The organism is Paenibacillus sp. PvR098 (genome assembly GCF_017833255.1).
GTDB lineage: Bacteria > Bacillota > Bacilli > Paenibacillales > NBRC-103111 > Paenibacillus_G.
The window spans coordinates 3,133,103-3,159,052 of sequence record NZ_JAFIBU010000001.1 but is presented as its reverse complement, the minus strand read 5'-3'; the positions used below and the strand labels follow the sequence as shown (position 1 = coordinate 3,159,052).

Below are 25,950 nucleotides of genomic sequence, written 5' to 3'. Positions count from 1 at the left end.
TAACGTGAACATTTTTGTATTGTAATTGCTCAATAAAAGAAGTACTATTAAAGCACACGTGAACATTGATCTTAAAAAGGCAAAGGTGGAGTGTTTATGAAAAAATTTTTGGATGAAAATTTCTTGTTAAACAATGGCACTGCGATCGATTTATACAACCATTATGCCAAAGATATGCCGATCATTGACTACCACTGCCACTTAAGCCCTCAGGAAATATATGAAAATAAAACCTTCAAAAATATTACCGAAGTTTGGCTGTACGGAGATCACTACAAATGGAGAGTCATGAGAGCTAACGGTGTGGACGAGAAGTACATTACCGGTGATGCAAGCGACTATGAGAAATTCCTAGCATGGGCCAGAACCGTACCCATGACCATAGGCAATCCTCTGTACCAATGGTCTCATCTGGAGCTTCAACGGTTTTTCGGCATCTACGAATTAATTAACGAAAAGAACGCACCGTTAATTTGGGATAAAGTAAACGCTTTACTGGGTGGAGAAGGCTTCAGTGCGAGGGATTTGATTGCAAAGTCCAATGTAAAAGTGGTATGTACGACAGACGATCCTGCGGATTCCCTGGAATATCATATCAAACTGAAGGAAGAGAACGATTTTAGCGTGGCCGTACTACCTGCTTTCAGACCGGATAAAGGACTGGAAATCAACAGAAGCACGTTCGTGCCTTGGGTAGAGAAGCTTGGGCAAGTATCCGGTCAGCCGATCAGCAGCTACGATCATTTCCTGGCTGCTCTGGATTCAAGGGCCAGGTTCTTCCACAGCGTGGGCGGCACGGTTTCCGACCATGCATTAGACTATGTAGCATATGCCGAGACGACCAAAGAAGAAGCGGCAGATATTTTTGCCTATGCAATGCAAGGAAGAGCGGTAAGCTTAGAAGAAGAGAAAATGTTTAAAACATATACGTTAATTTTCTTAGGCAAAATTTATGCAGAGCTAGGCTGGGTCACGCAGTTCCATATTAACGCAGCCAGAAACAACAACTCGCGGATGTTTGAGCAGCTGGGTCCGGATACAGGCTTTGATTCCATCAACGACAGTGCGCCTGCTTATCCATTAGGAAAATTGCTCGATGCTATGGACAAAGAAAACGCCCTGCATAAAACGATCCTGTACTCTTTGAACCCCAAGGACAACTATGTTTTGGCGTCGGTGATGGGTGCCTTCCAGAACGGCGGTATTCCAGGGAAAATGCAGCTCGGATCCGCCTGGTGGTATAACGATACGAAGGACGGCATGCTCGAGCAGATGAAAACATTGGCGAACGTTGGGCTGCTGAGCCGTTTTGTAGGGATGCTAACCGATTCCAGAAGCTTCTTGTCTTATACTAGGCATGAATACTTCAGAAGATTGGTTTGTAACCTGCTCGGCGAATGGGTTGAGAATGGAGAAGTCCCGGATGACATGGAGCTTCTGGGAAGTATTGTTCAAGGCATTTCCTTTAACAATGCCAAGGAATATTTTGACTTCCCAATAAAAGCTTAGCGGGCATTTACCTTTCTAGGTTCAAACGACAGTAATCAAGTCATCCCTCGCGGATGGCTTTTTTCTTTATCGGTCATTTTAGGGCAGGTAAAGTCTTCACGTTTATCAATATCTTATTTTATGTTAGAGTAAATGGAACATAGCTAGACGGATGTCAAAGGAACTCTAATCAGGGTTCGTTGTGTTTATGGGGGAATTCATATGAATGGCTTGGGACAAGAAACTTTGGATCTGATCCCGCTTGGAGTTATTTTTATGGACCGTGACGAGCGAATGGTGCTCATGAATCGGTTTGCTGCGGATCGCTTTCCAGGGAAATTGGAGAAGGGTATATTTTTGAAGGATATACTCCAAAATGTGAATATAGATCTGTCCGATCAAAAGAGAAGTTTGCAATTTAAGTTGGGAGATGAAGCTTTTGTCGCTCAGCGGTTCCCCTTTTATCTGGAGGAATTGGGAGACGGGGAAGTATTGATTTTCCAGCAGGCCGCCTTGTTGGAGGAGGTCATCGGGGAGCTGGATTTATATAAAAATTTGAATTTCGATTTAAAAGCAATTTTTGATATCTCTTATGATGTGATTTATGTATCCGATGGCCAGGGGATTACCCTCCGGGTGAGCTCGGCGTGCAAAACCTTATGGGGCTATAAGGAAGAAGAGCTCGTAGGTAGAAGCGTGTATGAGCTGGAAAGAGAGGGAGTGTACTACCCTTCCATTACTCGTCTCGTCTTGGAAAAGAAAGAGCAAGTGTCGATGATTCAAACGACCAAGACCGGTCGCCGCTTGAAGGTAGTGGGTACCCCGATCAAAGACGAAGAAGGGCGAATTATCCGTGTCGTCAATGCATCCAGAGATGTTACGGAGGTTAGTCAGCTTCAATCCGAGATTGAGTTGCTCAGGCAGCTGACGGAAAGCTACCGGAAGGAAATTATGGACCTGCGTTCCAAAAAGGAATTTGAGAAGGAAATGATTTATCGGAGCGAGCAAATGGAGAAGGTCGTTTCATTCTCCCAAAAGGTAGCCAAGGTAGATTCCAGTGTGCTGCTTTTAGGTGAATCGGGAGTCGGCAAAGAAGTCATGGCCTCCTATATCCATAAGTGGAGTCACCGTCATGAAGGGCCGTTTATTACCGTTCATTGCGGGGCCATTCCTCCGCTGTTACTGGAAACCGAATTGTTTGGTGACGAGAGAGGAGCGGAAGTGAAGCCAGGCTGTATGGAGATGGCCCATGAAGGAACGCTGTTCCTGGATGAAGTGGAGCAAATCCCTCCGGCTCTGCAGGTAAAATTGCTTCAGGCCATTCAGGAAAAAAGGGTTACGCGCATGGGAGGGAGCACCTTTATTGAGGTCAATGTAAGGATCATATCCGCTACAACGCAGGATATCGAGCAAAAGGTACAGTCCGGACAGTTTCGTAAAGATCTTTACTACCAGCTGAATGTAGTTCCTATTGCTATTCCGCCGCTGCGTGAACGCAAAGAGGATGTAATCCCCTTAATTATCCACTTTGCAGATCAGCTGAACAGAAAGTATGGGCTGAAGAAGAAGTTTAATCCGTTGGTTTTGAAAAAAATGCAAGAATATGCTTGGCCGGGTAATGTCCGTGAGCTGCAGAACATGACCGAAAGATTGTTTGTAACCACGGAAGATGATTGGATTCATGAAGAGCATCTGCCTGACCATGTTAACATGAGTGCCAAGGAGCAAAAGAGCATCCAGATTCATAAGCTGATGCCTTTAAAGGAAGCCGTAGAGCTCTTGGAGAAAGAGATGCTGCAGCTGGCTCAAAAAAGATATCATTCCACCACGAAAATGGCTGAGGTGCTAGGAGTCAATCAATCTACCATTAGCAGAAAGCTTAGCCGATGGAAGGAAGAATAACTAACTATGCATTTTTGCATAAATGATTATGTATAAATGCATAATAAATAGGGGACGATGAGTATAATGAATCCTTTGATTTTAAAAGGATTATGATGAAATGACTATGCGATATCGCATAGTTTTTTGTTTTGGCGTATATTGTTTTACTTCCTTAGGCTTGTTATAAATATAAGATAGAGTAACGCTATGAAAGAAGTCGACCCGACGAAAGCGTTTGCAGATGATGTTGTTTAACAAGAAAAGGAGTGAGAGAATTGAAGTACCGGTATTTGATTTTTAGCATGATCGTATTTATGACGGTTATTAACTACATTGACCGGGGAGCGATTTCCTATGCTCAAGCCTCGATTATTGCAGAGTTTGGTCTAAACCCGAAGTCATGGGGTGAAATCCTCGGATACTTTGGCTACGGTTACATGTTCGGAGCGCTGTTCGGCGGGATACTGGCCGATAAGAAAGGACCGAAGTTTGTTTGGATTGTGGCAGGTATTGCTTGGTCCATCTTTGAGATTGGAACCGCTTATGCCGGCTACATCGGAATGACCTTATTTGGAGGGTCTGCCATTGCCGGATTCGCGCTGTTTCGAGTGTTGTTCGGTTTAGCGGAAGGTCCGCTGTTCTCAACCATCAACCGCACGATGGCCAACTGGGCCGCTCCCAAAGAAAGAGGCTTCGCCGCGTCGATCGGTTTGCTTGGCTCCCCGCTGGGCGCTTTATTGACAGCGCCTGTAGCTGTAGGCTTGCTTTCCATTATGGACTGGAAAAAAATGTTCCTTGTCCTGGGTATTATTGGACTCATTTGGGTTGTCATTTGGATGAAGATGTTTACCGACAATCCGGAGGATCATCCTAAGGTATCCAAGGAGGAATTGGCTGAAATCCGTTCCCAAGAAGGCTTGTTGAAAACTGAACAGGTCGTGAACAATCAGCCAAAGGTTCAAGTTCCATGGTATCATTTCTTTAAAAATCCAACCTTGGTGATGAATGCGATCGGGTATTTTGCTTTCCAATACGTTAACTTCTTGATTTTAACTTGGACACCCAAGTATTTGCAGGATACGTTTGATTTTAAGTTGTCCTCTCTGTGGTATTTGGGGATGATCCCTTGGATTGGCGCTTGCGTTACCGTACTGCTCGGAGGAAAAATTTCCGATTACCTGCGCCAGAGAACAGGCAGCTTGCGCATAGCCCGTTCCGGTTTGGCCGTTGTGTCCCTTTTTCTTACGGCGATCTGCTTTATGCTGATTCCAACGGTTGATAGCGTGGGGGCCGTGCTCGCGCTGATGGCCATCGGGAATGCATTTAACTTCTTGCCAAACTCCGTATATTGGACCGTCATCATCGACACCGAACCATCCAGAGCGGGAACGTTCGGTGGAGTTACGCATTTTATAACGAATATCGCTACGATTGTGGCTCCTACGTTAACAGGTGTACTTGTTGCCAGCAGCGGTTATACGGCCATGTTTGTAGCCGCAGCGGTTGCTGCAGCAGTAGGTATGGTTGCGATGATCTTTGTGAAGCCCGGCAAGAGAGAAAGAACGGCTTGATCGCCGGCGTTATGATAGTTCAAGCTAACCCTCGTGCATACGAGGGTTTTCCAAGTCTATGGTGAGAGGAGACTCCCAATGTCCGATTCTAATGTATTAAAGCTCGATATAACCGCAATTTCGAAGAAAATTCGCAGCAAGGAAGTATCTCCAAAGGAAATTGTCGCCCAATTAGTAAACCGAATAGAAGCCGTCAATCCGGTGCTTAATGCATTCATAACGGTAGCTGCAGAAGAAGCCTTCGAGCAGGCCAAGCAGGCTGAAGCCGAAATAACGTCGGGTCAATACAGAGGGCCGCTCCACGGGATCCCCATCGGATTGAAGGATTTGATATATACTAAAGGCATAAAAACAACCATGGGCTCGGAGATATTCAAAGACTTCATACCGGACTTTGATGCCACCGTGGTTCAAAAATTAAAGCACGCAGGTGCTATTATCATCGGAAAATTAAATACTCATGAATTTGCTTACGGGTCTACGGGAGATGTCTCTCACTTTGGCCCGGTGCGCAATCCTTATGATACGTCCAAAATGACCGGGGGATCGAGCAGCGGTTCCGGAGCGGCAGTTGCTTCTGCGCTCTGCTTCGGAGCTTTAGGCACGGATACCGGCGGCTCCATTCGGATTCCTTCTTCGGCTTGCGGTATTGTCGGGATGAAGCCTACCTTTGGGAGAGTAAGCAAACATGGTGCTTACCCGCTCGGGTTCACGCTGGATCATATCGGACCGATGACACGGACCGTTAGGGATAACGCAGAACTTCTGGGGATATTGGCCGGTCACGATCCTGAGGACCCTTACTCGGTGCAGCAAGCGGGAGAAGATTTTACGCGTTACTTAGGGGAGGCGATTCGCGGTAAGGTGGTTGGTATTCCATCGACCTTTTATTTTGACCTTATTGACGATGAAATCCGCTCCAAAATGGAGGAAGCCATTGATCTGCTGAGAGCTATGGGGGCGGAAATCCGAACGGTGGAGATGCCTGTTCTGTCTGAAGTCTCGTGGGCACAGCTGAAAACAATACAAAGTGAAGCCTATGCGGTTCACGAAGAGCACCTCGGTTCTTCGGCGGAGAAGTATCATCCGGAAGTGCTGGAACGGCTGCGGGCAAGCGCGGAGGCCAAGGGCTATGAATATGTGAAAGCACAAGACATTCGCCGCCGCGCTCAGGAGTCCTTCCGTCGTGCCTTCGAGCAAGTGGATGTCATGGTGGCGCCAACGCTTCCCATACTGCCTCCGGATATCGGACAGAGGGAAATCCAAATCCAAGGACAGAGTGAGCTGGTACGTGCCGCCCTACTGCGATTAACGGGGCCAACCAACTTAACGGGCCTGCCCAGCCTCTCGATTCCTAGCGGCTTTTCAAAGACGGGCCTGCCGATTGGGATGCAGTTTATCGGAAGACCTTTTGATGAGGCGACCTTGTATCAATTTGGGGCAGCTTTTGAGAAGGAAATTGCGGTTTCAACATTACAATGGGACATCAAATGAGTCACTTATAGCCAGGAGGGGAAGCTAAAGCAGCTTCCCCTTTTTTGTATAAAAAATTGACCGATGGCGAGAAAGAACCGGGCTTGACCAATGTAATGATTTTATGAACTTATCAAGAAGGCCTAAGGATTTGGGCGTATTTTGTCGACAAATATTTTATATCGATAAAAAACAAAAGGGGATATCAAATGTTTATCAAGAAATGGAAATTAAAGTTGGGGACAAAGATCAATTTCATTGTTCTGGCCGTTATTTTATTTTTATCGGCGGTAACAGGGGCTGTTGTCGTTCATCAGATTACAGCAGGCATAGAAGAAGTTGCCGTTGAAAAGGCGAAAGGGGATGTGGAGTTGGCTTACCGCTATATAGCCAACAAATATCCCGGTGATTGGGCGATTCAAAACGGGAAGTTATATAAAGGCTCAACGCTGATCAACGATAATTTTGATTCTGTCGATAAGATCGGTAATGATACCAGGGATACCGTAACCATTTTCCAGGGGGATACGCGTGTTTCCACCAATGTCATGAGAGATGGACAACGTGCTGTAGGCACTAAAGTCTCTGAAGCTGTAGCCGATGTCGTGTTAAAAAAAGGTGAACCCTACTACGGAGAGGCCAACGTTGCGGGACGAACCTTTCAAACCGCCTATAAGCCAATAAAGAATGCCAACGGGGAAACGATCGGTATTTTCTATGTCGGGGCATCTCAAGAGATGATCGATACCATGGTCACATCCTTTTTGAAAGTATTCATCGCGGTTCTGGCTGTTATCATTGTGATATCTACACTCAGCATTCTATGGTTTACCAACCGATTGAAAAAAAGATTAACCGCGATTTCGACGGCTCTCGATCGGGCTGGCAACGGAGATTTTACAACGAGGGTTACTGATGGTGCCGGAGATGAGCTTAGTGATTTAGCGAATAGCTTCAACCGAATGAGAGAGAACCTGCGAAGCATGGTGATCGATGTGGTGCAAACGTCGGAGCATGTTGCCTCATCATCGAAAGAGCTCACCGCTGGGGCTGAGCAGTCAAGCAAAGCGGCTGAAGAAATCACAGAGGTGATTCAACAGGTAGCCAGTGGTGCGGAAAGTCAAACGATCATGGTGGAAGAGAGCGAGAAAGCTTTAGAAGAAGTCACGATCGGCATTCAGAATATTGCAGAGACCTCGGCGGATATTGCGGAAAAAGGGAAATATGCTACAGATAGAGCCAAGCAAGGCGTACAATTTGTTGAAGGTACGGCTGAACAAATGAATGCGATCCATCAATCGGTGAATGAAAGTGGAGAAGCAATCCGATTATTAGATCAAAGGTCCAGAGAAATAGGTGAAATATCCACATTAATTACGGACATTGCGAACCGAACGAATCTGTTGGCTTTAAATGCGGCGATCGAAGCGGCTAGAGCAGGCGTGCATGGTAAAGGCTTTGCCGTTGTTGCAGATGAGGTACGTAAGCTTGCCGAGCAATCGCAGCAATCGTCAGCTCAGATTTCCGAGTTAATTCAAGAGATTCAGCATCATATGGGTCGTTCAACACATTCGATCACTCAAGTAAAATCAGAAGTCCAAGACGGACTGGTAGTGGTTAAAAAGACACAGGAAAGCTTTAAAGAAATCCATCAATCCATGGAGCGGATTGGAGCCCAAATCGATGAAATGGCTGCTACGGCAGAACAAATGTCGGCTAGCGCACAGGAGGTTTCCGCAACAGTAGCCGGAATTACCAAGATCTCCAAAGACAACGCGGGTCACACCCATTCGGTGGCTGCTTCAACGGAAGAACAACTGGCATCCATGGAGGAAATAACCGCCTCAGCCAATACTCTTTCCAATATGGCTATGAACTTACAGAAACAAATGTCTTCATTTAAAGTGTAAGACGTAAAGGGACCACTCCGATGTCTGTATTAGACAAAGTAGCGGTCCCTTTGCTTTGTTAAATCATGATGAGACGAGCAGGCTATGAGGAAGGATTGTCCTTCTTGCCGGATTGGATAGCATCCTCCCAGGTCACGGCCCAACGGCGAATATCCTCTTCGGCAAGGTCATGGCCTATTTGGACTTCAATCAATGCGATTGGCGTAATAGCCTTCACTGCATGCTTGGCACCGCAGGGGATTTGAATCACGTCGCCGGTTTGTACAGGAGAGAGTTGGTCCTCTAAGATCAGTTCTCCGGAACCGGATAGGATGGTCCAGACTTCTCTTCTCCTCTGATGCGAATGATAGCTGATATTTCTGCCTGGCAGGAGCTCGACTTTTTTGGTCAGCGTTTCTATTCCTTTTTCGGTTTTGGAGTGGTCCAACACCCTATAGTTTCCCCATCTTCTTTCTTCATACATGGGCCTTCGCCGGATACTGCCGATCTGCTGCTTAATTCGGTTGGCATTTGCTTTGCTTGCGACCAGAATACCATCAGGGCTCGCGGCAACGATGATATCGGATACATCAATCACGTGAATGGGATAAGAGAGCTCATTGATCAGATGGGTATTGATCGAGTCCTCTGACACCTGGCCCGAACCTATGATGCTGCTGCCAAGATGGTCCGTTAAAGTCTCCCAGCTTCCCAAGTCGTTCCAAACCCCGCCACAGGGAATGACAACCGAATGACGGTTTTTTTCCACGACTTCTTGATCAAAGCTGAGCTCGGGCAGCTGCTCGTAACGCTGTAGCCATTCCTCATACATAACGGGAAGACCTTGGCTGCTTAAGTATGAAAGCATGAATTGTAGAGAAAAAGCGAAAACACCGCAATTCCATAAGGCTTTCTTTCGGAGCAAAAGGCTTGCGTGTTTTTCATCGGGCTTTTCAACGAATTGAACAACCGGGTAGTATTCCATCTTGTTCTTGATTGCCGGGACAATATAGCCAAATTGGCTGGAGGCGTGCGTAGGATTGGTTCCGAGAAGGGCAAGCTCCGCTTTGGAATGAGCAAGGATGTTGGATAATCTGTGGAATATACGGAAGAAGGACTCCTCAACGAAAAGATCGACGGGAATAATGCAGACCGTTTCATTGGCATCGACATGCGTGCGGGAATGGAAATAAGATGCGGCTAAAGCGACGGCAGTGAAAGTTCCTCTTTTATGGGGTTCACTGATGATGGGGATCTGGTCTCCAATATGGTTTTGCATAATTTCAATTTGGCTTTGATGGGTGACAATCGAGGTGGACTGAAGCAGTCCGGCCGAATCCAATTGTCTGCATACCCTTTGGATCATGGATTCCCTGCCGCCGTTAGGAGCGCTTAGCAGCTTGAGAAATATTTTGGATCGGATCTCATTGGAGAGCGGCCAGAGTCTTTTCCCGGAACCGCCGGAAAGCAAAACGATTCGCAAGACTATTCCTCCTTACTGAAAGGCTTTGGGATCTTTGTTTCTTTATTCGGATCACCTTTTCGATAGCTTGCTTCAATGCGAAGCCGGCCCGGGACCAAGATCGGTTTAGCATATCCTTGCGGCCCTGCCGGCCTTTCTGCTTACACAGACCGGGATTTTGGTACGCCAATCTCATTTGCCTTTGTAGGCTCTGAATATCCGCTTCCGCCCATCGTTGTCCTTTTTGTGCAAATAAATAGCGGAAGCTGCGTGATATGGCGTGGTTGCTGTTCATGCTGATCGCCGGAGGTTTAAGCTGATAACGGATGAAAAAAGAATTACCGGAATGTAAGAAGTCCATGTGTCCACCCCATCCGGTTGTGATGACGGGAACACCGCTGGACAGCGACTCGAGAAACGGCAAGCCTACTCCTTCTCCTCGGGTAGGAAGAACAAAGGCGGAACCAAGAGTATATATTCCTTTAAGCTGCTGTGGCCGCAGATGTTGTGCGATAATGGCAATCGGAGCCGTTGGCTTGCGAATTCCAAGCTTTTTCTTGTAATTGTGTATTTTATTTTTAATCCAATTCGCGGTTTCAGTCCGGCTGTATCCATTCGTTTTGATCACTAATGCGACACGATCAGCCGGAGAGAATTCCTTCCAGTAAGCCCTTAATAAGGCCTCGGGATTTTTGCGATGCTGAAAGCCAAATACGGATACAAAAGTGAACTTTCCCGACGTCTTTATTAATCGTATTTTCCTGTTTTTTGGCGTATAGATATAGCTATGCACGCCGTGAGGCACAATGAATATAGGAATCTTCACCCCGCTATTTCTCATAGCCGCTTTATTGTGACGAGAGGGAACGCAAACGGCATCAAATTTATTGATATTGGGCAGCCACTGATTCGGGATTTTTGTTGTTTCCCATACCGTATTCAGAATGATATGATCGAATCGCTTTCTTTCCTCTTTCAGGTTAATGGTGCTGGGCGGACCATGATGGATTAACACCCTGCGTTTGTTTTGGGCATAGGGCTTTTGTGCGAATTTTGTTATCGGGGTATTCGTTCTGCTTTGATTTCTCGTCCATTGATGCGATCTCCCATCCACTTTGACATCCACGCCTTGCCTCTGTAAAGCAAGAACATACTCTCTGCTTGCTATTCCAAGACCGCTGGCTTTACTTACAGGCCCTCTCCATATCACTTGATAAGTTGTCATTGTATCGGTCCCTTTGGTTTTCTGGCATACCATTTTCGCTTGTGGAAGGATATGGACCTGTACGTTTTGGCCAACTTCTTGATCTTTGACGGGGATAGCTGCGAAGCATTCATATTCAAGCTCTTGTTCAAGGCCTTCTTCAGGATGAACTGACCGGGATATCTGGAGTAGAGGAAGTTCCCATACGTTTCGAATTCAGAGAAACCAAACTGCTTTGATTTATTAGTATTCCGTATGATCGCCGAATACCAGCTTGTATGATGTTTGGATTCAATGGCTTTCTTCAGCTTGGCCAGCTTCGATTTCTCAAACAGCATATAGTGGGTGACAAAAGATGTGGGTGCAGAGGCCCTTTTTCCCAGCAGCTTTTTATAGGTTTGGAAATATTCATCCTGACTCCAATGTCTGCAGTAAAACACGGTTTTCCCGCCAGTTCTAAACCTGTGGGGACGAATCAACACTGTATCGGCGTCCATCACCAGATAATGCTTTTGGGAGCCTAGTGAACTACCGCCAAGCTTTAGCAGCTGTTGGTAGAGCCAGCCGGACCGGTCCCATTTTTTGGAACGGTAATGAATATGTTTTTTGGTCATCGGCAGCACGGTCGTTTCATGAATAAATCGGCAGCCCTTTTGGCGGCATAATGCTTTGATTTTGGGGCTGTCTGGAGAAATGATCATAATGCTGCCTATAGGATGCTTTACATGCTTTCTTATGGCATCAATTACATATGGAAGTGTACCTAAATCCTTCTCGATTGCGGGGATGAGCACATCTATTTTGGTTTTGCTTTCGGCTGGACTCTGGATTGGAAGTGTCATCTTTTCATCTCCATTTACACAAATCTGTAATGAAATATCTGAACTATGATATGTCCTTTTTGAGCAAATGGTATGGGCAATGAATACGACTTGGCATGGCTGCGCCAAAATAGACACACAAAAAGCCGCTGCCTAAAGTGACAGGCAGCGGCTTGGAAAGGGTCGGTATTTAAGGTTTCCAATAGAAGATAGTTCTAGGCCTGGATTTCTTGCTCCTTGATATTCGCCTTGGGTCCTAAGATTTCCGGGTTGAACTCCTGTAGAGCCTGGCTTTTCGCTACGCGCTCCGGCCAATTGTGGTTGGCTAGTGCTCCTTTACCCAAAGTAATCAGATCAGCCTCGCCCTTTGCCAGGAGCTGCTCCGCTTTCTCAGGGTCTTCCAGGTTCCCGTTCGCGATCACAGGAACAGTTCCGTACTTCTTAGCGAGTGCCGCAAGAGAAAGCTCTGTTCCCTCAAAGGCCGGCTTAGTCGCATCATACTCCGTCACATGAATATAATCGACTCCTGCTTTGGATAAACGGGAAAAGATAATTTCGGCATCCTCTTCCGCCCCGGCCCATTTATGCTGGTAATCGCTGACTTTCCCTTGGGAGATGCGGATGCCTACGACAAAATCGGATTCAACCGCTTGACGGACGGCCTCCACGACTTCAAGGAGAAGACGAGCGCGATTTTCTGTAGATCCTCCATATTCATCTGTACGCTGATTCATGTAATCCGTTAAGAACTCGTCCAGTAAATAGCCATTGGCTCCATGAATCTCTACACCGTCAAATCCTGCGTGTTTGGCCCGTTTGGCCGCCTCGACAAAGCCGTGGATGACATCCTGAATATCTTCTTTGGTCATTTCTTTAGGCTTATCATATGGACCTTCTCCAACGTAGATGGGAAGCTTCTCGCCTTTGGATGGCACGGTAGATGGAGCAATAAACTGATCCTTATACGTATTCCCTTGTCCTTGTGCTCCCGCATGCATTAACTGGACAACAATTTTAGCTCCGGCTTGATGAACGGCATCGGTCACTTTTTGCCATGCCGCAGCATGCTTATCGTTCGCAATTCCGGATTGGTTGAGATACCCTTGGCTGTAAGCTTCATCAGGATAGGCACCTTCTGTGATCAGGAGGCCGAATCCGCCTTTGGCAAAGCTTTCATAATATCTCAGCATGATGTCCGTAGCTTGGCCGTCGTCGGTAGCGCTAACTCGTGTCATCGGCGCTACGCCTACCCGGTTTTTGAGTTTCAAATGGCCAATCTGGATATCTGAAAAGAGGGTCGGGAATTTATGGCTTTGATTTGATGTTGTCATTAAAATTCACTCCTTATCATCATTTGCAGAACAATAGTAATAGGTTTAACCAAACGATGGATCAATCATCCATTGTTTGGTTTCAATTATTATTCACCGTCCTTTTCCAATAGAGTAAAGGGACGCCTTAGCTATAATGGATTATGGTTATTATTAGTCATATAGCTATGGAATACAAGTACAAACTTTTTTGTAACATAGTATCCAAAAGGATAGTATTGAGCTGGTACTCAGTCTGAGGGTATATCTAAGCGAACAGAATACGAGGATCGCCACCATTCGACAAAAAATCCATTCCATTTTATTGACAGTGCCCCATCCAGATAGTATGATTTATTCAGTCTGAGCTATTTTACAGTTACCGGTATTATCAACATGCAGATAAGCGGAAGTAGTGTGCTTCGTATGGGTGACGCCTTTTTCTAGCGGAAAAGGTGTTTTTGCTTGGGGGGGACGATATGATTCAACTTATTGATTTGCATAAAGAATATAAGACCAAAAAGGGAACGGTCCTCGGTGTCGATCGTGTCAATTTAACCGTCCGTAAAGGGGACATATTCGGCATTGTCGGATACAGCGGAGCCGGTAAAAGCTCGGTGCTGAGGTGTATCAATCTGCTGGAGAAGCCTACCTCGGGTAAGGTTATGGTTGATGGCTTGGATTTAACGTCCCTTTCGAAGGAAGAGCTGCGGATTGCCCGTCAAAAAATCGGGATGATCTTCCAGCATTTCTATTTGATCAGCAGCAAAACAGTGTTCGAGAACGTGGCGTTTGCGCTCAAGGCCGCAGGTAAATCGCCCTCTATCATCAGCAAGCGGGTTACCGAGCTTTTGCAGCTTGTGGGACTGGCTGACAAGGCTGATCATTACCCCGCTCAGCTCAGCGGTGGGCAGAAGCAAAGAGTAGGTATAGCGCGGGCATTAGCCAATGACCCTCAGGTGCTGCTGTGCGACGAGCCGACTTCCGCTCTCGATCCGACCACAACCCAATCGATTCTGTCTTTGCTTCGGGATATCAACAAGACCCTGGGGCTGACCATCGTACTCATCACGCACGAAATGGAAGTGGTGAAGGACTTGTGTCATCACGTTGCCATCATGCAGGATGGGAGAATCATTGAAGAGGGCTTGGTTTACGATATTTTTGCCAACCCGATTCAGCCGTTGACCCGAGAATTTATTTCAAATACGCTGGAGTTCAAACTTCCCCAGAAATTATGGGACAAGCTCGATCCGGCTGGGAAAGTGGTTAAAGTGTTATTTCGCGATGAAGCGGCCGAACAAGCGATTATTTATGACATGCTGAAAGCCAGCGGAATTAAGGCGAACATCCTGCATGGCAAGATTGAGTATATCGGGGAGAAGCCTCTGGGCACTTTTATTATGGAAGTGACAGGAGGACGGCTAGAGATCGACAATGCGCTGCAATATCTGGTTGATCGATCCTGCGGAGTGGAGGTGGTAACCCGTGTCGAGTAGCGATTTTCTTCAATTGTTGCCCGATATGCTCAAGGCCTTTTATGAAACCTTGTACATGGTCGGCATCTCACTCGGCATAGCCATCGTGCTGGGTATTCCGATAGGGATATTGCTTTTTGTCAGTGATCGGGGATTGTTCTCTGAGAATCGTACGCTCAATTTGGTGTTAGGCTTTGTGTCGAATATGGTTCGCTCTATCCCGTTTCTGATCTTGCTTGTGCTGCTCTTGCCGTTCACGCAGTGGATCCTTGGTACTACCATTGGTCCGTCAGCAGCAGCAGTCCCGTTATCGGTGGCGGCCGTTCCTTTCTATGCGCGGTTGGTGGAAGCATCGCTGCGGGAAGTGAACAAAGGCGTTATCGAAGCTGCGGTGGCGATGGGTGCGAAGCCATGGCTCATTATTCGCGAAGTACTGCTGCCGGAAGCAAAATCCGGGATCATTTCGGGGCTGACGATCACGGCGATCAGCTTGCTTGGCTTCTCTGCTATGGCAGGTACGGTCGGCGGCGGTGGCATTGGCGACCTGGCCATCCGTTTCGGGTATTACCGATATGATAATCAAGTTTTGTTTACAACGGTTATTCTGCTGATCGTACTGGTCCAAATCATTCAACATATTGGGGATTGGGCTGCGCGTAAAGTAGATAAGCGTTGAGATAGATACTATATATTTATAAGGAGAAGGAAAACCATGAAAAAGAACGCTGTACTCATTATGATTCTGGCATTGGTTTTATCTTTGCTCGCAGGCTGCGGCACTCAAGAAGCTGCGAACAACAATGGCGCTGCTCCGGCTGGAGATGCACCTAAACAAGAGGAAAAGAAAGCTTTAAAGATTGGAGCAACGGCTGGCCCTTATAGCGATATGGTCGGAAAAGCCATCAAACCGATCATGGAAAGCAAAGGCTACACGGTCGAAGTTGTAGAGTTTAACGACTACGTTCAGCCGAACAAAGCGCTTGCCAACGGCTCGATTGACGCAAACCTGTTTCAGCATATTATTTATTTGAAGAAGTTTGCGGCCGACAATAAATTGGATCTGAAGGAAGTCATCAGTGTACCGACCGCGCCAATGGGTCTGTATTCCAATAAGTTCAAATCGATTGATGAAATCGCAGAAGGCAGCACGCTCACGATCGCCAACGATCCGGCCAACCTGGCCCGCACGCTGCTCATGCTTCAGGATATCGGATTGGTTACCATCAAAAAGGATGCCGACCCGTCTAAAATTTCCGAAAAGGATATCGACCAAAATCCGAAGAATCTTGTCGTTAAACCGCTAGAGGCTGCTCAATTGCCTCGTACGGTAGATAGCGCAGATCTGGCTGCGGTACCGGGTAACTTTGCTCTTGCCGCCAAAATGGACTTAACCGCTGCTTTGCAATTGGAAAATATGGCGGATGACTATCGCAACGTGCTTGTTGTGAATACGAAAGACATAGACAGCCAATTTGCCAAAGATCTGAAAGCTACGATTGAATCCGCTGAATTTGAGAAAGCCATCGACGAGCAATTCAAGGGCTTCTCTAAGCCGGAATGGATGACGAAGAAATAATACGTATGATAGGGCTCTCCGCTAAGGAGAGCCTTTTTTTATAAAACTGTTTTCCTGCGCTCAACGATCCGTATTGAGAGCATTTATCATGAAGGCACCGAAGTGAAAGATAGAGCTACCGTTAGCTGAATAATGTGACACGACGTGTAGTAACGCGCCGAGGCAGCTGCTTTTAAAATTTAAGCGGTTTTAATCAAAATGGCCAGAATTTCGCCCGTAGGCGTTCTTTATACAGATCGTGGAACATGCTATAATGCAGTTAATAGTAAAGGGGAATAGCTACTATAATAAAGTCGTCATTACGTGACATTCCTGTGTCCGGCTTATTGACAACAATGCCATTGCTGGAGGCGAGACCTTTGCCTGAGGGTGGAGGTATTCCTATTGTACACATCAAGGATATCCATACCTTTAACACAGTAATTTTTGTGGGGAAGGTATTTTTTTTACCAGAAAAGGAACAATACCCTAAGGGTTCGTTTTATTCTAATTAAGGAGACGGAGTATGGATATAGGGTTAGTATTGGAGTATGGCTGGGTATTGCTGGTTCTGATCGCTTTGGAAGGGATTCTTGCAGCTGACAATGCTCTTGTTATTTCGATCATGGTCAAGCATCTGCCGGAAAAAGAGCGAAAGAAAGCTCTCTTCTATGGTCTGGCCGGAGCCTTCGTCTTTCGATTTGCATCATTGTTCATCATTTCATTTTTAGCCAACGTTTGGCAGGTTCAGGCCCTAGGGGCCCTTTATCTCATCTTTATTTCACTAAACCACCTGATCAAACATGTGTTCTTGAAAAAGAAGGCTAAGCAAAAGGAAACGAAGAAAAAACAGGAAAATTTCTGGGTCACGGTATTGAAGGTAGAACTGGCAGACATTGCCTTTGCCGTTGACGCCATTCTGGCGGCCGTTGCCTTAGCGGTTATGCTGCCGGAAACCAACTTGCCCCAAATTGGCGGGCTAGACGGGGGACAGTTCCTGGTGATCCTTGCCGGAGGTATTATCGGTTTGGTGATTATGCGCTTTGCGGCGTCCTACTTCGGAAACCTCTTGGTGAAAAAGCCGGGTCTTGAAACAGCAGCCTTTCTTATTGTAGGGTGGGTGGGCGTAAAATTGGCCGTATCTACTCTTGCTCATCCGGATATTGCAATACTGGAATACACTTTCCCCAAAAGCACGACGTGGAAGTTGATATTCTGGAGCGTTCTCTTAGGCATAGCCATCGGTGGCTGGTTCTTGTCCAAAGAACAGAAAGCTGCCGATACAGACATCGTATAACGAATATATGGAAAGGACCAGTGATTAGCGGTGTAGAAGACGTATCGTTTCCTTGACGCAAGACCCAATACTATATTAAGGAGAAACGATATTCGTTGGACTTTTGAAGGTTAAGAAAATGGTTAGTAGCCATCAACTTGTTTGTAACTTTTGAGTATCAAATTAATTCTATGATGACTCAGGAGATTAAATATCCTTCTCGGATTCAAAGTATTACGACGACTACCCAGTATATGATCCCATGGATGGGAAGATTAACCGGTAAGTGATGAGGGGAAAGGCACCTTAATGGGTGTCTTTTCACATGTCATCGGAGGAAAGGCTGCTGATTTAGTCATTTGCTTTTTGGAATGGACTGTGATAAGATAATATCAATTGGAAAAATTGAAACCATTCGCATATTGAAAAGGGGATCATTTTTACGATGGAACTTTTTTCAATATGTGAATTTTTTTATTCCGAAAAAAGGAACATGTTAAAATTAAATTCGGAGGTCATCCATTATGCAAACAGGTACAGTAAAATGGTTTAACGCAGAAAAAGGTTTTGGTTTTATCGAAGTTGAAGGCGGCAACGATGTATTCGTACACTTCAGCGCGATTCAAGGCGACGGTTTCAAATCGTTGGACGAAGGCCAGCGCGTAGAATTCAACGTTGTACAAGGCAACCGTGGTCCACAAGCTGAGAACGTTGTAAAACTGTAAGGTCTATCCGTCTCAACATATGAGACTGATAAAAGGACATCCTCCTGGTGGAGGGTGTCCTTTTTGCTGTCATAAAACGAAGCCCTTATCAATGAAGATAAGGGCTTCCTATTTCAACTGATTTAACCTAACCCTAAGCCCTTAGCGATTCTCGCTCCGTATTCGGGATCGGCCTTGCGGAAATGCTCGATTTGCCGGAGTTGAATCTCCTGCTTCACTGGCTTTATCGCAGTAACGATGTTGTCGATGAGATCCGTCTGCTCGCTCTCGCTCAGCAAGCGATACAAATCGCCGGCTTGCGTATAGTGATCATCGCGATCATACGGGAAGCTGTCGACTGCACCGGATATCGGCAACGGAGGAGCCTTTGCTTCTGGCACCTCTTTCGGGCCGTTAAAGCTGTTGGGCTCGTAATTGACGGAGCTGCCGCCGTTATCGTCAAATCTCATCGCGCCATCCCGCTGATAATTTTCTGCAGGGACTACCGGGCGGTTCACCGGCAGCTGGTTATGGTTTGCTCCTACACGGTACCGATGTGCATCGGAGTAGGCAAATAACCTTCCCTGCAGCATTTTATCGGGTGAAAAGCTGATGCCGGGCACCACATTCGCCGGTGACAGCGTCGCTTGCTCAACTTCCGCAAAATAGTTCTTTGGATTCCGGTTTAACACGAGGCGTCCTACCGGGATCAAAGGATAGTGCTTCTGAGACCACACTTTCGTTACATCGAACGGGTCGAAACGATACGTATCTGCATCCTGCAGCGGCATAATCTGAACGTACAGGGTCCAGGCCGGATAATCTCCTTTTTCGATCGATTCGAACAAATCGCGGGTTGTGTAATCGGGGTCCTCACCGGCGATGCGGATGGCTTCTTCCCGACGAAGGTTCTGAATGCCTTGTTCCGTCTTGAAATGGTATTTTACCCAGACCGCTTCGCCCTGCTCATTGATCCATTGGAACGTATGGCTGCCGAACATGTGCATGTGACGATAGGATTTAGGTGTACCGCGGTTAGAGAACAAGATGGTAACTTGATGCAGCGATTCCGGGGAGAGAGACCAGAAATCCCAGATCGCGTTCGGGTCTTTAAGATTGGTTTGAGGATTGCGTTTCTGCGTATGGATGAAGTCCGGAAATTTTAATGGATCACGAATAAAGAAAACCGGTGTATTGTTGCCGACAAGGTCATAATTACCGTCTTCAGTATAAAATTTAATAGCCGTACCGCGTGGATCACGATCGGTATCAGCAGCGCCTTTTTCGCCGGCGACCGTCGAATAACGGATGAAGACCGGTGTTTGCTTTCCAACCTCGGATAAGAACTTCGCTTTAGTCCATTGATTGACAGAATGCGTGACTTCAAAGTAGCCGAAAGCGCCTGCGCCTTTTGCATGAACGACCCGCTCTGGGATACGTTCGCGGTTAAAATGGGCGAGCTTCTCGAGCAAATGTACATCCTGCATGACTACAGGTCCACGTTGACCAGCCGTTTGTGAATTCTGATTATCCGCTACCGGGCTTCCACTGGATGTCGTTAACTTTTTTTCGTCCATATCATCTGCCTCCTCTTAAAATGTCTATTCATTTATGTATGTTGATCATGTTGAACATATGTAATTATAACATAGCAAGTAAATTCTGAGTTGTGACAATTCTACATTTTTCTACACGCAGAGTCGAATTTACCCGAGTAAACAAGGGCTGGGAACACATGAGGAAGCTGTTAAGAACATCCAAGGCCGGTAAAGCTCAATGGAATCCCATGCATTTTATCTGTATTAGCCTTATATACTGGATTATGACTACTTACTAGGATTATAAGGCAGGTGCTGTGCAGTGCTTCACATTATCGCTTGCATTAAACAGGTACCGGATACGAAGATCATCAAGATGAACCCCAAGACCAATACGATGGATCGTGCCAGCGCACCGGCGATCCTGAATCCTTATGACGCTCACGCGGTAGAGGAGGCGGTTCGGCTAAAGAAGAGATACGGAGGGACGGTCTCGGTGCTTACCATGGGACCGCCTCCCGCGGTCAAGGCGATCCGAAAGTGTATTGAAATCGGAGCGGACGAAGGCTATATGATCTCCGATCGCGCGTTTGCCGGGGCGGATACGCTGGCTACCAGCTATGCGCTGACGAAAGCGTTAGACAAAATCGCCAAGCTTCGGCCCATTGACCTGATTATTTGCGGCAAAATGACCATTGACGGAGACACAGGCCAAGTCGGTCCAGGCATTGCCAGAAGACTGGATATTCCTCCGCTCACTTCGGTGAAGAAAATCGTTGAGGTCCGGCAGGAACAGGGATATGCGGTCGTTCATCGCAAGCTGGAAGACGGCTATGAGGTAATTCAATCGACACTGCCCTGTTTGCTTTCCGTGGAAAAAGAGATTAACGAAGTCCCATACTCCCCTCTGCCTAACGTTATTCGGGCTGCTCGCTATCAACCGTACATATGGTCCGTGAGCGATCTGGAGGATGTGGACCGGACGCAGCTCGGCTTGAAAGGGTCACCGACGATCGTATCTTCGGTCTGGGCGCCGCAGAAGCCTCAAGGCGGCACACTGCTGGATGGTGGACCGCAGGCTCAGGTGGAGCGGCTGCTCGGCATTTTGATGGAAAAGAAGGAATTGTTCCAAGCTGGGGGTGAAGCCTGATGAGCTTCGAGGATTACCGCGGCGTGTGGGTGTATATCGAAGTGAAGGACGGACAGGTCGCTCCGGTGTCGCTTGAACTGCTAGGAGCGGGGAGACAGCTGGCCGATAAACGGGGAACGGAGCTGGCCGGGGTCGTCATCGGCGAGGGCGTGAAACCCTTGGCCGATGTGGTGTTTGCCTACGGTGCGGATACATTCTACGTGTACGATGAACCGATTTATAGGCATTACCGCACGGAAACGTATATGAAAGCCCTGCTCGCGTGTACGCAAAAGTATAAGCCGGAGATCATCCTGTATGGCGCCACTTCGACAGGCAAGGATCTAGCTAGCGCGGTAGCCACGGATCTGCCTACAGGCTTAACCGCGGACTCGACAATGCTGGATGTGGAAGAGGATACCGGGCTGCTGCTGGCCAGCCGTCCTGCCTTCGGAGGCAACATCATGGCGACGATCTTGTGCAAGAAGTACCGGCCTCAAATGGCTACAGTCCGCCCGAAAGTCATGAAAGCGCTGTCCCCTCAGCCTGGCCGAACGGGCAATCTGGTGGAGGAATCGATTCCGCTGCAGGAAGAAGAGGTGCGGACCAAAGTAGTGGAGATCGTGCGGGAAACCGCCCGCAACGCGCGTATCGATGAAGCGGATATTGTGGTGGCCGGAGGCAAAGGATTAGGGGGTCCCGCAGGCTTTCAGCTGATTCATCAGCTGGCAGAAGTACTGGGCGCAGCCGTAGGCGCCAGCCGGGATGTGGTAGAGGCGGGATGGATCGGGCATCATCATCAAGTGGGGCAGACGGGAGTAACGGTCACTCCGAAGATCTACTTTGCTATTGGTATTTCAGGAGCCATTCAACATATCGTAGGCATGCAAAACTCCGGATTGATCATTGCGATCAATAAGGATCCGAACGCGGCGATTTTCCAGAGCTGCCATTACGGGATTGTAGGCGACGCGTTCGAAATCATTCCCATGCTGATTGAACAGTGCAGAATGGCCTTAGGCGGAAAGGAAGACGGGCATGTCCGAGAAGTTTGAATGTATAGTCGTCGGCGCCGGGCCTGCGGGAATTGCCTGTGCTTATGAGCTGGCTAAAGCCGGAGTTAACGTGCTGCTGCTGGAACGGGGAGAATATCCCGGCTCCAAAAATGTGATGGGCGGTGTGCTGTACCGGCACATGATGGAGGATGTCATTCCGGAATTCTACAAGGAGGCTCCGCTCGAACGCCCTGTCGTCGAACAACGATTTATGATGATGGATAAGGAATCAGCCGTGACCTTCGGTTATAAAGGAATGGAATGGGGGCGGGAGCCGTATAACAATTTCACCGTGCTTCGCGCCAAATTCGATCAATGGTTCGCCCAGAAAGCGGTAGAGCAGGGCGCTTTGCTCGTGAACGAGACGGTCGTGCTGGAATGCATCATAGAAGACGGGCGCGTTGTCGGTGTGCGCACGGACCGTCCGGAGGGCGACCTGTATGCGGATGTCGTTGTCTTGGCCGATGGGGTAAACTCCCTGCTGGCGAAGTCCCTCGGGTTTCACAGGGAATTTCGGCCGGATGAAGTGGCGCTCGCTACCATGGAGATTTTGAAGATGGACCGCAAAATGATTGAAGACCGCTTCAGTCTGGAGCCGGACCAAGGCTGCACCATTGAGCTGTTCGGCGATGCCACCAAGGGCATCTTGGGCACCGGATTTCTGTACACGAATAAAGATTCGCTCAGTATAGGCGTCGGCACGTTACTTTCAGGGCTGATCAAGCATAAAATAAAGCCATACGAGCTGCTGGAATATGTCAAAAACCATCCGATGATTCGTCCCTACCTTCAAGGGAGCGAGCCTCAAGAATATTTGGCTCATCTGATCCCCGAAGGAGGCTACTATTCTATGCCCAAGGTGGTTGGCGATGGCGTCCTTGTCGTGGGAGACGCCGCACAACTTGTGAATGCAATTCACCGGGAAGGGTCGAATATGGCGATGACCTCCGGCCGCCTGGCTGCCGAAACGGTCGTGATGGCGAAAGAGGCGGGCGATTATTCAGAGCTCGTGCTGGATCATTACCGCAAGCGGCTGATGGACAGCTTCGTAGGCCAGGATTTGAAAAAATATAAAGACGCCACCCACCACTTCGACCGATTCCCCCAATATTTTGATCAATATATTCCTATGATGAATCGCGCAGCGAGCCAAATGTTTACCGTAGACGGCACCTCCAAGAAGGAGAAGCAGAAAAAAATATGGGATGAGATCGGTCCGGTCAAAGAGAAGCTCAGAATCGCCCGGGATATGTACCGGGCATGGAAGGTGATGAAGTGAATCATGAGTGAGCAGCCCAAAGCTCAGACGATTGAGGAAAAGCAGTATCTTCTTCGTTTTAACGCAGACACGCGGTCTCATCTTCATGTCTTAAGCACGGATGTTTGTTTAACCGATTGCCCTGATAAAATATGCACGATCTTCTGTCCTGCCGAAGTGTATAAATGGGAGGAGATCCGCATGCATGTCGGCTACGAGGGCTGTCACGAATGCGGAAGCTGCCGCATTGGCTGTCCTCATCAGAATATTAAATGGGAATACCCGAAAGGTGGTCATGGAATCGTCTTTAGATTGGGGTGAAGCCTGATGTTTGAGATTGGCGACTGCGTTGTGTTTTCCTTGGATCGGGCACGAGGCATCGTGATGGAAACGAATGATAATTTTTATCATGTCGTGTGGGAAGACTTTTTTGCGAGCTGGGAAAAAGGAGAGCTTCTCTCCAAAGTGTCCCTCAGCTTGGACGATGCAAGTGGCGTGGAGAAGACTTCGCGGAATCCATCCGAATAGGAGAAGCCTTTACTAGGCCCAGTGCCCTTGCGGTACTGGGTCGCTGCTCTGCCTTTTTTCTGGTATACGGAGTATTTTGATCCCCATGAAGCCAACCTAAGAGAACTACCAATAACCTACAAAGAGGGATCTTATGAGCTATCTATGGTTGGTTTTTGCTTTATTATCTGCTGTAACTGCCGCTATGGTCAGTATTTTCGGGAAAATGGGGCTGCAATCGGTGGATGCCAATACAGCAACGGCGGTTAGAGCCGTTATAATGGCGTTATTGTTAGTGGCGGTCGTTGCGCTGCAAGGCAATATTGGGAAAATTCCATCGCTTTTGGAAGATAAAAAGACGCTGTTGTTTATCGTTCTAAGCGGGGTAGCCGGTGCTGCTTCATGGTTGTTTTATTTTTGGGCTTTGCGGCTCGGGAAAGTATCGCAAGTCGCTCCAGTCGATAAATTAAGCGTGGTGATCGCGACGATTGCAGCTATCGTGTTTTTGGGGGAAAGCATCAGCTGGTTAAGTGGAGTCGGCATTGGATTCATTACGGTCGGCGTTATTATGATTGCCTTCAGCTGAAAGAATACATACAAGCGAGGACACCCGGGTGGGGGTGTCCTCTTTTATTTCTGTGGGTTATTCGGTTGCAACTTTCTCGAGTATTTTGATTAGCTCGGCAGGCGGGTAGGCGCCGGAGAGGGCATACCGATTGTTGAATACGAAGAAAGGTACGCCGGTAACACCGATTTGTCTCGCTTCTTGCTCGTCGCTCGTAACCTTGTCGGTTCCTTGGCCCTGTGCTAGCTTCTCCCGAAGAGGGTTCGGGTCATGACCGCAGGTTGCTGCGATGTCCAGCAGAATATCCAACTGTGCAATGTCCTGACCTTGCTCGAAGTAGGCTGTCATAATAGCGTCGACCATAGCTTCCTGTTCGGATGCAGGCAGAAGAGCTACCAGTCGATGAGCAAGCTGCGTGTTCGGCATACGGGTCACTTGATCGAAACGGAAAGGAACGCCCACCGCTTCCCCGGCTTGGCTTACCCGATCTGTCATTTGCTTCAACGAAGCGGCATTACCACCCATCTTCTTAATCATGGCGTCATGGAAGGGTAGTCCCTCTGTCGGCAGAGTCGAATCCAACTGAAAGGCCCGGAAACGAATCTCTACTTCGTCTTTATGATCCCAAGCCGCTAGGGCATCTTGTAAATTTTTCTTGCCGATTCGGCACCATGGGCATACCATGTCGGAATAGACATCGATTTGGATCATTCATATTACCTCCAGTCAGTTACTTACTTTCTTATAGTATGACGGATTCGGTGTAGGAAGGCAACTGGGTATTCCTTGATCTTTCATTTTTTTCAGTTTCTACAGGAAACGGAGTTGGGAGGAACCGCACCGTAAAAGGCACATCGCCCCGTTGTCGCTGCATACGATCCGCTTCGCTTCTAACACATAACTTTCCGTTTTTTGAGGAACATTACCCCTTAGCCGATGACCGAACAAGAACAACCGCCAGATTAAGGAGTGAGATCGTTATATGAAGCGTTATGTTTCTATACTCGCCGTTCTAGCTGTGCTCCTATGTATGATTCCCCCGTATTCGGCAGAAGCTCATGCGACCATGCCATATCACTTTGGGTTTAAAAAGAGCAGGAACCATGAGCTTCCTTCCATTCAGGAAGAGGGATTTCAACCGATCGTTCAGAAGCATGAAGCGATCTTTTTGGGGGACACGAAGAAAAAGGAGCTTTATCTTACGTTTGACAACGGCTATGAGAACGGGTTTACGGGTAAAATTTTGGATGTGCTCAAGGAAAAGCAGGTACCGGCTATCTTTTTCGTGACAGGGCACTATGTTCAAGACCAGCCTGAGCTGCTAAAGCGAATGGTACAGGAAGGCCACCTGATCGGCAATCATTCCTGGAGCCACCCGGACCTGACCCGGGTATCAGACCAGAAGCTGAAGGAAGAGCTGGATAAGGTCAAAGCGGAAGTGGCTGAGCTGACCGGGCAAAAGGAAATGCCTTATTTGCGTCCGCCCCGGGGAATTTTTAGCGAAAAGCTGCTGGCGTCCAGCAGAGGATACGGGTATACCAACGTGTTTTGGTCGATCGCTTATAAGGACTGGGACACTAAAGTGCAAAAAGGCTGGGCTTATGCTTACGAGAATGTGATGACGCAGCTTCATCCCGGAGCCGTTATCCTGCTTCATGCCGTGTCCAAAGACAATGCCGAGGCGTTAGGCAAAATCATTGACGACGCCCGCAAGCAAGGATATGAGTTTAAGAGCTTGGATCAGCTGCAAACGAAAAATTATTAAGCACAACCGTGACCCTCA

General features: G+C 47.6%; 23 protein-coding genes. 17 read left to right on the top strand and 6 right to left on the bottom strand.

What is annotated here, in order from left to right; genetic code table 11:
- The first annotated feature begins 96 nt into the window (after positions 1 to 96).
- The 5 genes from uxaC to JOE45_RS15655 all read left to right on the top strand — a co-directional run bounded on the left by uxaC (position 97) and on the right by JOE45_RS15655 (position 8,326).
- Positions 97 to 1,509: a glucuronate isomerase gene (uxaC, locus tag JOE45_RS15675; protein WP_210019358.1), complete on the top strand. Its 1,413-nt coding sequence runs from the start codon at positions 97 to 99 to the stop codon at positions 1,507 to 1,509.
- Positions 1,510 to 1,710: 201 nt separating this feature from the next.
- Entirely contained in the window at positions 1,711 to 3,390 is a 1,680-nt protein-coding gene (locus JOE45_RS15670; protein ID WP_210019359.1) for a sigma 54-interacting transcriptional regulator, read from the top strand.
- A 248-nt stretch (positions 3,391 to 3,638) separates the two neighbouring features.
- A complete protein-coding gene (locus JOE45_RS15665) occupies positions 3,639 to 4,943 on the top strand; it encodes an MFS transporter (RefSeq protein ID WP_210019360.1) in 1,305 nt (434 codons plus the stop codon).
- 78 nt (positions 4,944 to 5,021) lie between these two features.
- Positions 5,022 to 6,437 (top strand): amidase, encoded by a 1,416-nt coding sequence (locus JOE45_RS15660; protein WP_210019361.1) that lies wholly within the window; start codon positions 5,022 to 5,024, stop codon positions 6,435 to 6,437.
- A 188-nt stretch (positions 6,438 to 6,625) separates the two neighbouring features.
- Positions 6,626 to 8,326: a methyl-accepting chemotaxis protein gene (locus JOE45_RS15655; RefSeq protein ID WP_210019362.1), complete on the top strand. Its 1,701-nt coding sequence runs from the start codon at positions 6,626 to 6,628 to the stop codon at positions 8,324 to 8,326.
- An 82-nt stretch (positions 8,327 to 8,408) separates the two neighbouring features.
- Here JOE45_RS15655 and JOE45_RS15650 read toward each other — a convergent pair whose 3' ends face one another.
- From JOE45_RS15650 to JOE45_RS15635, 4 genes are all read right to left on the bottom strand, one after another.
- On the bottom strand, positions 8,409 to 9,788 hold the full coding sequence (locus JOE45_RS15650) for a sugar phosphate nucleotidyltransferase (protein WP_210019363.1): 1,380 nt from the start codon (positions 9,786 to 9,788) through the stop codon (positions 8,409 to 8,411).
- Entirely contained in the window at positions 9,730 to 10,992 is a 1,263-nt protein-coding gene (locus JOE45_RS15645; protein ID WP_210019364.1) for a glycosyltransferase family 4 protein, read from the bottom strand. The genes JOE45_RS15650 and JOE45_RS15645 overlap by 59 nt, the downstream gene beginning before the upstream one ends.
- Complete coding sequence (locus tag JOE45_RS15640) at positions 10,989 to 11,813, bottom strand: DUF6492 family protein (RefSeq protein WP_210019365.1); 825 nt, start codon at positions 11,811 to 11,813, stop codon at positions 10,989 to 10,991. Before JOE45_RS15640 ends, JOE45_RS15645 begins: the two co-directional genes overlap by 4 nt.
- A gap of 194 nt (positions 11,814 to 12,007) precedes the next feature.
- Complete coding sequence (locus JOE45_RS15635) at positions 12,008 to 13,123, bottom strand: NADH:flavin oxidoreductase (protein WP_210019366.1); 1,116 nt, start codon at positions 13,121 to 13,123, stop codon at positions 12,008 to 12,010.
- 458 nt (positions 13,124 to 13,581) lie between these two features.
- Between JOE45_RS15635 and JOE45_RS15630 the strand changes: the two genes are divergently transcribed.
- The 5 genes from JOE45_RS15630 (at position 13,582) to JOE45_RS15610 (ending at position 18,136) form a co-directional block, all read left to right on the top strand.
- Complete coding sequence (locus JOE45_RS15630; protein WP_210019367.1) at positions 13,582 to 14,601, top strand: methionine ABC transporter ATP-binding protein; 1,020 nt, start codon at positions 13,582 to 13,584, stop codon at positions 14,599 to 14,601.
- A gap of 25 nt (positions 14,602 to 14,626) precedes the next feature.
- Positions 14,627 to 15,256, top strand: coding sequence for a methionine ABC transporter permease (locus tag JOE45_RS15625; protein ID WP_210023277.1), 630 nt, complete (start codon positions 14,627 to 14,629; stop codon positions 15,254 to 15,256).
- Positions 15,257 to 15,292: 36 nt separating this feature from the next.
- Complete coding sequence (locus JOE45_RS15620; RefSeq protein WP_210019368.1) at positions 15,293 to 16,156, top strand: MetQ/NlpA family ABC transporter substrate-binding protein; 864 nt, start codon at positions 15,293 to 15,295, stop codon at positions 16,154 to 16,156.
- Between the two features lie 505 nt (positions 16,157 to 16,661).
- Positions 16,662 to 17,432, top strand: a complete 771-nt coding sequence (locus JOE45_RS15615) for a TerC family protein (protein WP_210019369.1) — start codon at positions 16,662 to 16,664, stop codon at positions 17,430 to 17,432.
- A 503-nt stretch (positions 17,433 to 17,935) separates the two neighbouring features.
- Positions 17,936 to 18,136 carry a cold-shock protein gene (locus JOE45_RS15610; RefSeq protein WP_210019370.1) on the top strand — a complete coding sequence of 67 codons (201 nt, stop codon included), beginning with the start codon at positions 17,936 to 17,938 and terminating at the stop codon, positions 18,134 to 18,136.
- Positions 18,137 to 18,258: 122 nt separating this feature from the next.
- On the opposite strand, the gene JOE45_RS15605 is transcribed toward JOE45_RS15610, so the two are convergent.
- Entirely contained in the window at positions 18,259 to 19,692 is a 1,434-nt protein-coding gene (locus tag JOE45_RS15605) for a catalase (RefSeq protein ID WP_210019371.1), read from the bottom strand.
- 283 nt (positions 19,693 to 19,975) lie between these two features.
- Between JOE45_RS15605 and JOE45_RS15600 the strand changes: the two genes are divergently transcribed.
- The 6 genes from JOE45_RS15600 to JOE45_RS15575 all read left to right on the top strand — a co-directional run bounded on the left by JOE45_RS15600 (position 19,976) and on the right by JOE45_RS15575 (position 24,188).
- Positions 19,976 to 20,803: an electron transfer flavoprotein subunit beta/FixA family protein gene (locus JOE45_RS15600; RefSeq protein ID WP_210019372.1), complete on the top strand. Its 828-nt coding sequence runs from the start codon at positions 19,976 to 19,978 to the stop codon at positions 20,801 to 20,803.
- Entirely contained in the window at positions 20,803 to 21,837 is a 1,035-nt protein-coding gene (locus tag JOE45_RS15595; protein WP_210019373.1) for an electron transfer flavoprotein subunit alpha/FixB family protein, read from the top strand. Before JOE45_RS15600 ends, JOE45_RS15595 begins: the two co-directional genes overlap by 1 nt.
- Positions 21,821 to 23,116 carry an FAD-dependent oxidoreductase gene (locus JOE45_RS15590; protein WP_210019374.1) on the top strand — a complete coding sequence of 432 codons (1,296 nt, stop codon included), beginning with the start codon at positions 21,821 to 21,823 and terminating at the stop codon, positions 23,114 to 23,116. Before JOE45_RS15595 ends, JOE45_RS15590 begins: the two co-directional genes overlap by 17 nt.
- A 3-nt stretch (positions 23,117 to 23,119) precedes the next feature.
- A complete protein-coding gene (locus tag JOE45_RS15585) occupies positions 23,120 to 23,416 on the top strand; it encodes a ferredoxin family protein (RefSeq protein WP_210019375.1) in 297 nt (98 codons plus the stop codon).
- A gap of 6 nt (positions 23,417 to 23,422) precedes the next feature.
- Positions 23,423 to 23,623 (top strand): hypothetical protein, encoded by a 201-nt coding sequence (locus tag JOE45_RS15580; RefSeq protein ID WP_210019376.1) that lies wholly within the window; start codon positions 23,423 to 23,425, stop codon positions 23,621 to 23,623.
- A 133-nt stretch (positions 23,624 to 23,756) separates the two neighbouring features.
- Positions 23,757 to 24,188, top strand: coding sequence for an EamA family transporter (locus JOE45_RS15575; RefSeq protein ID WP_210019377.1), 432 nt, complete (start codon positions 23,757 to 23,759; stop codon positions 24,186 to 24,188).
- Positions 24,189 to 24,245: 57 nt separating this feature from the next.
- Here the strand turns inward: JOE45_RS15575 and JOE45_RS15570 are convergent, their stop codons facing one another.
- The gene (locus JOE45_RS15570; protein ID WP_245247016.1) at positions 24,246 to 24,878 is read right to left on the bottom strand and encodes a DsbA family oxidoreductase; all 633 of its coding nucleotides are present in this window, start codon (positions 24,876 to 24,878) and stop codon (positions 24,246 to 24,248) included.
- 271 nt (positions 24,879 to 25,149) lie between these two features.
- Between JOE45_RS15570 and pdaA the strand changes: the two genes are divergently transcribed.
- Entirely contained in the window at positions 25,150 to 25,932 is a 783-nt protein-coding gene (gene pdaA, locus JOE45_RS15565) for a delta-lactam-biosynthetic de-N-acetylase (protein WP_210019378.1), read from the top strand.
- Positions 25,933 to 25,950 lie beyond the last annotated feature (18 nt).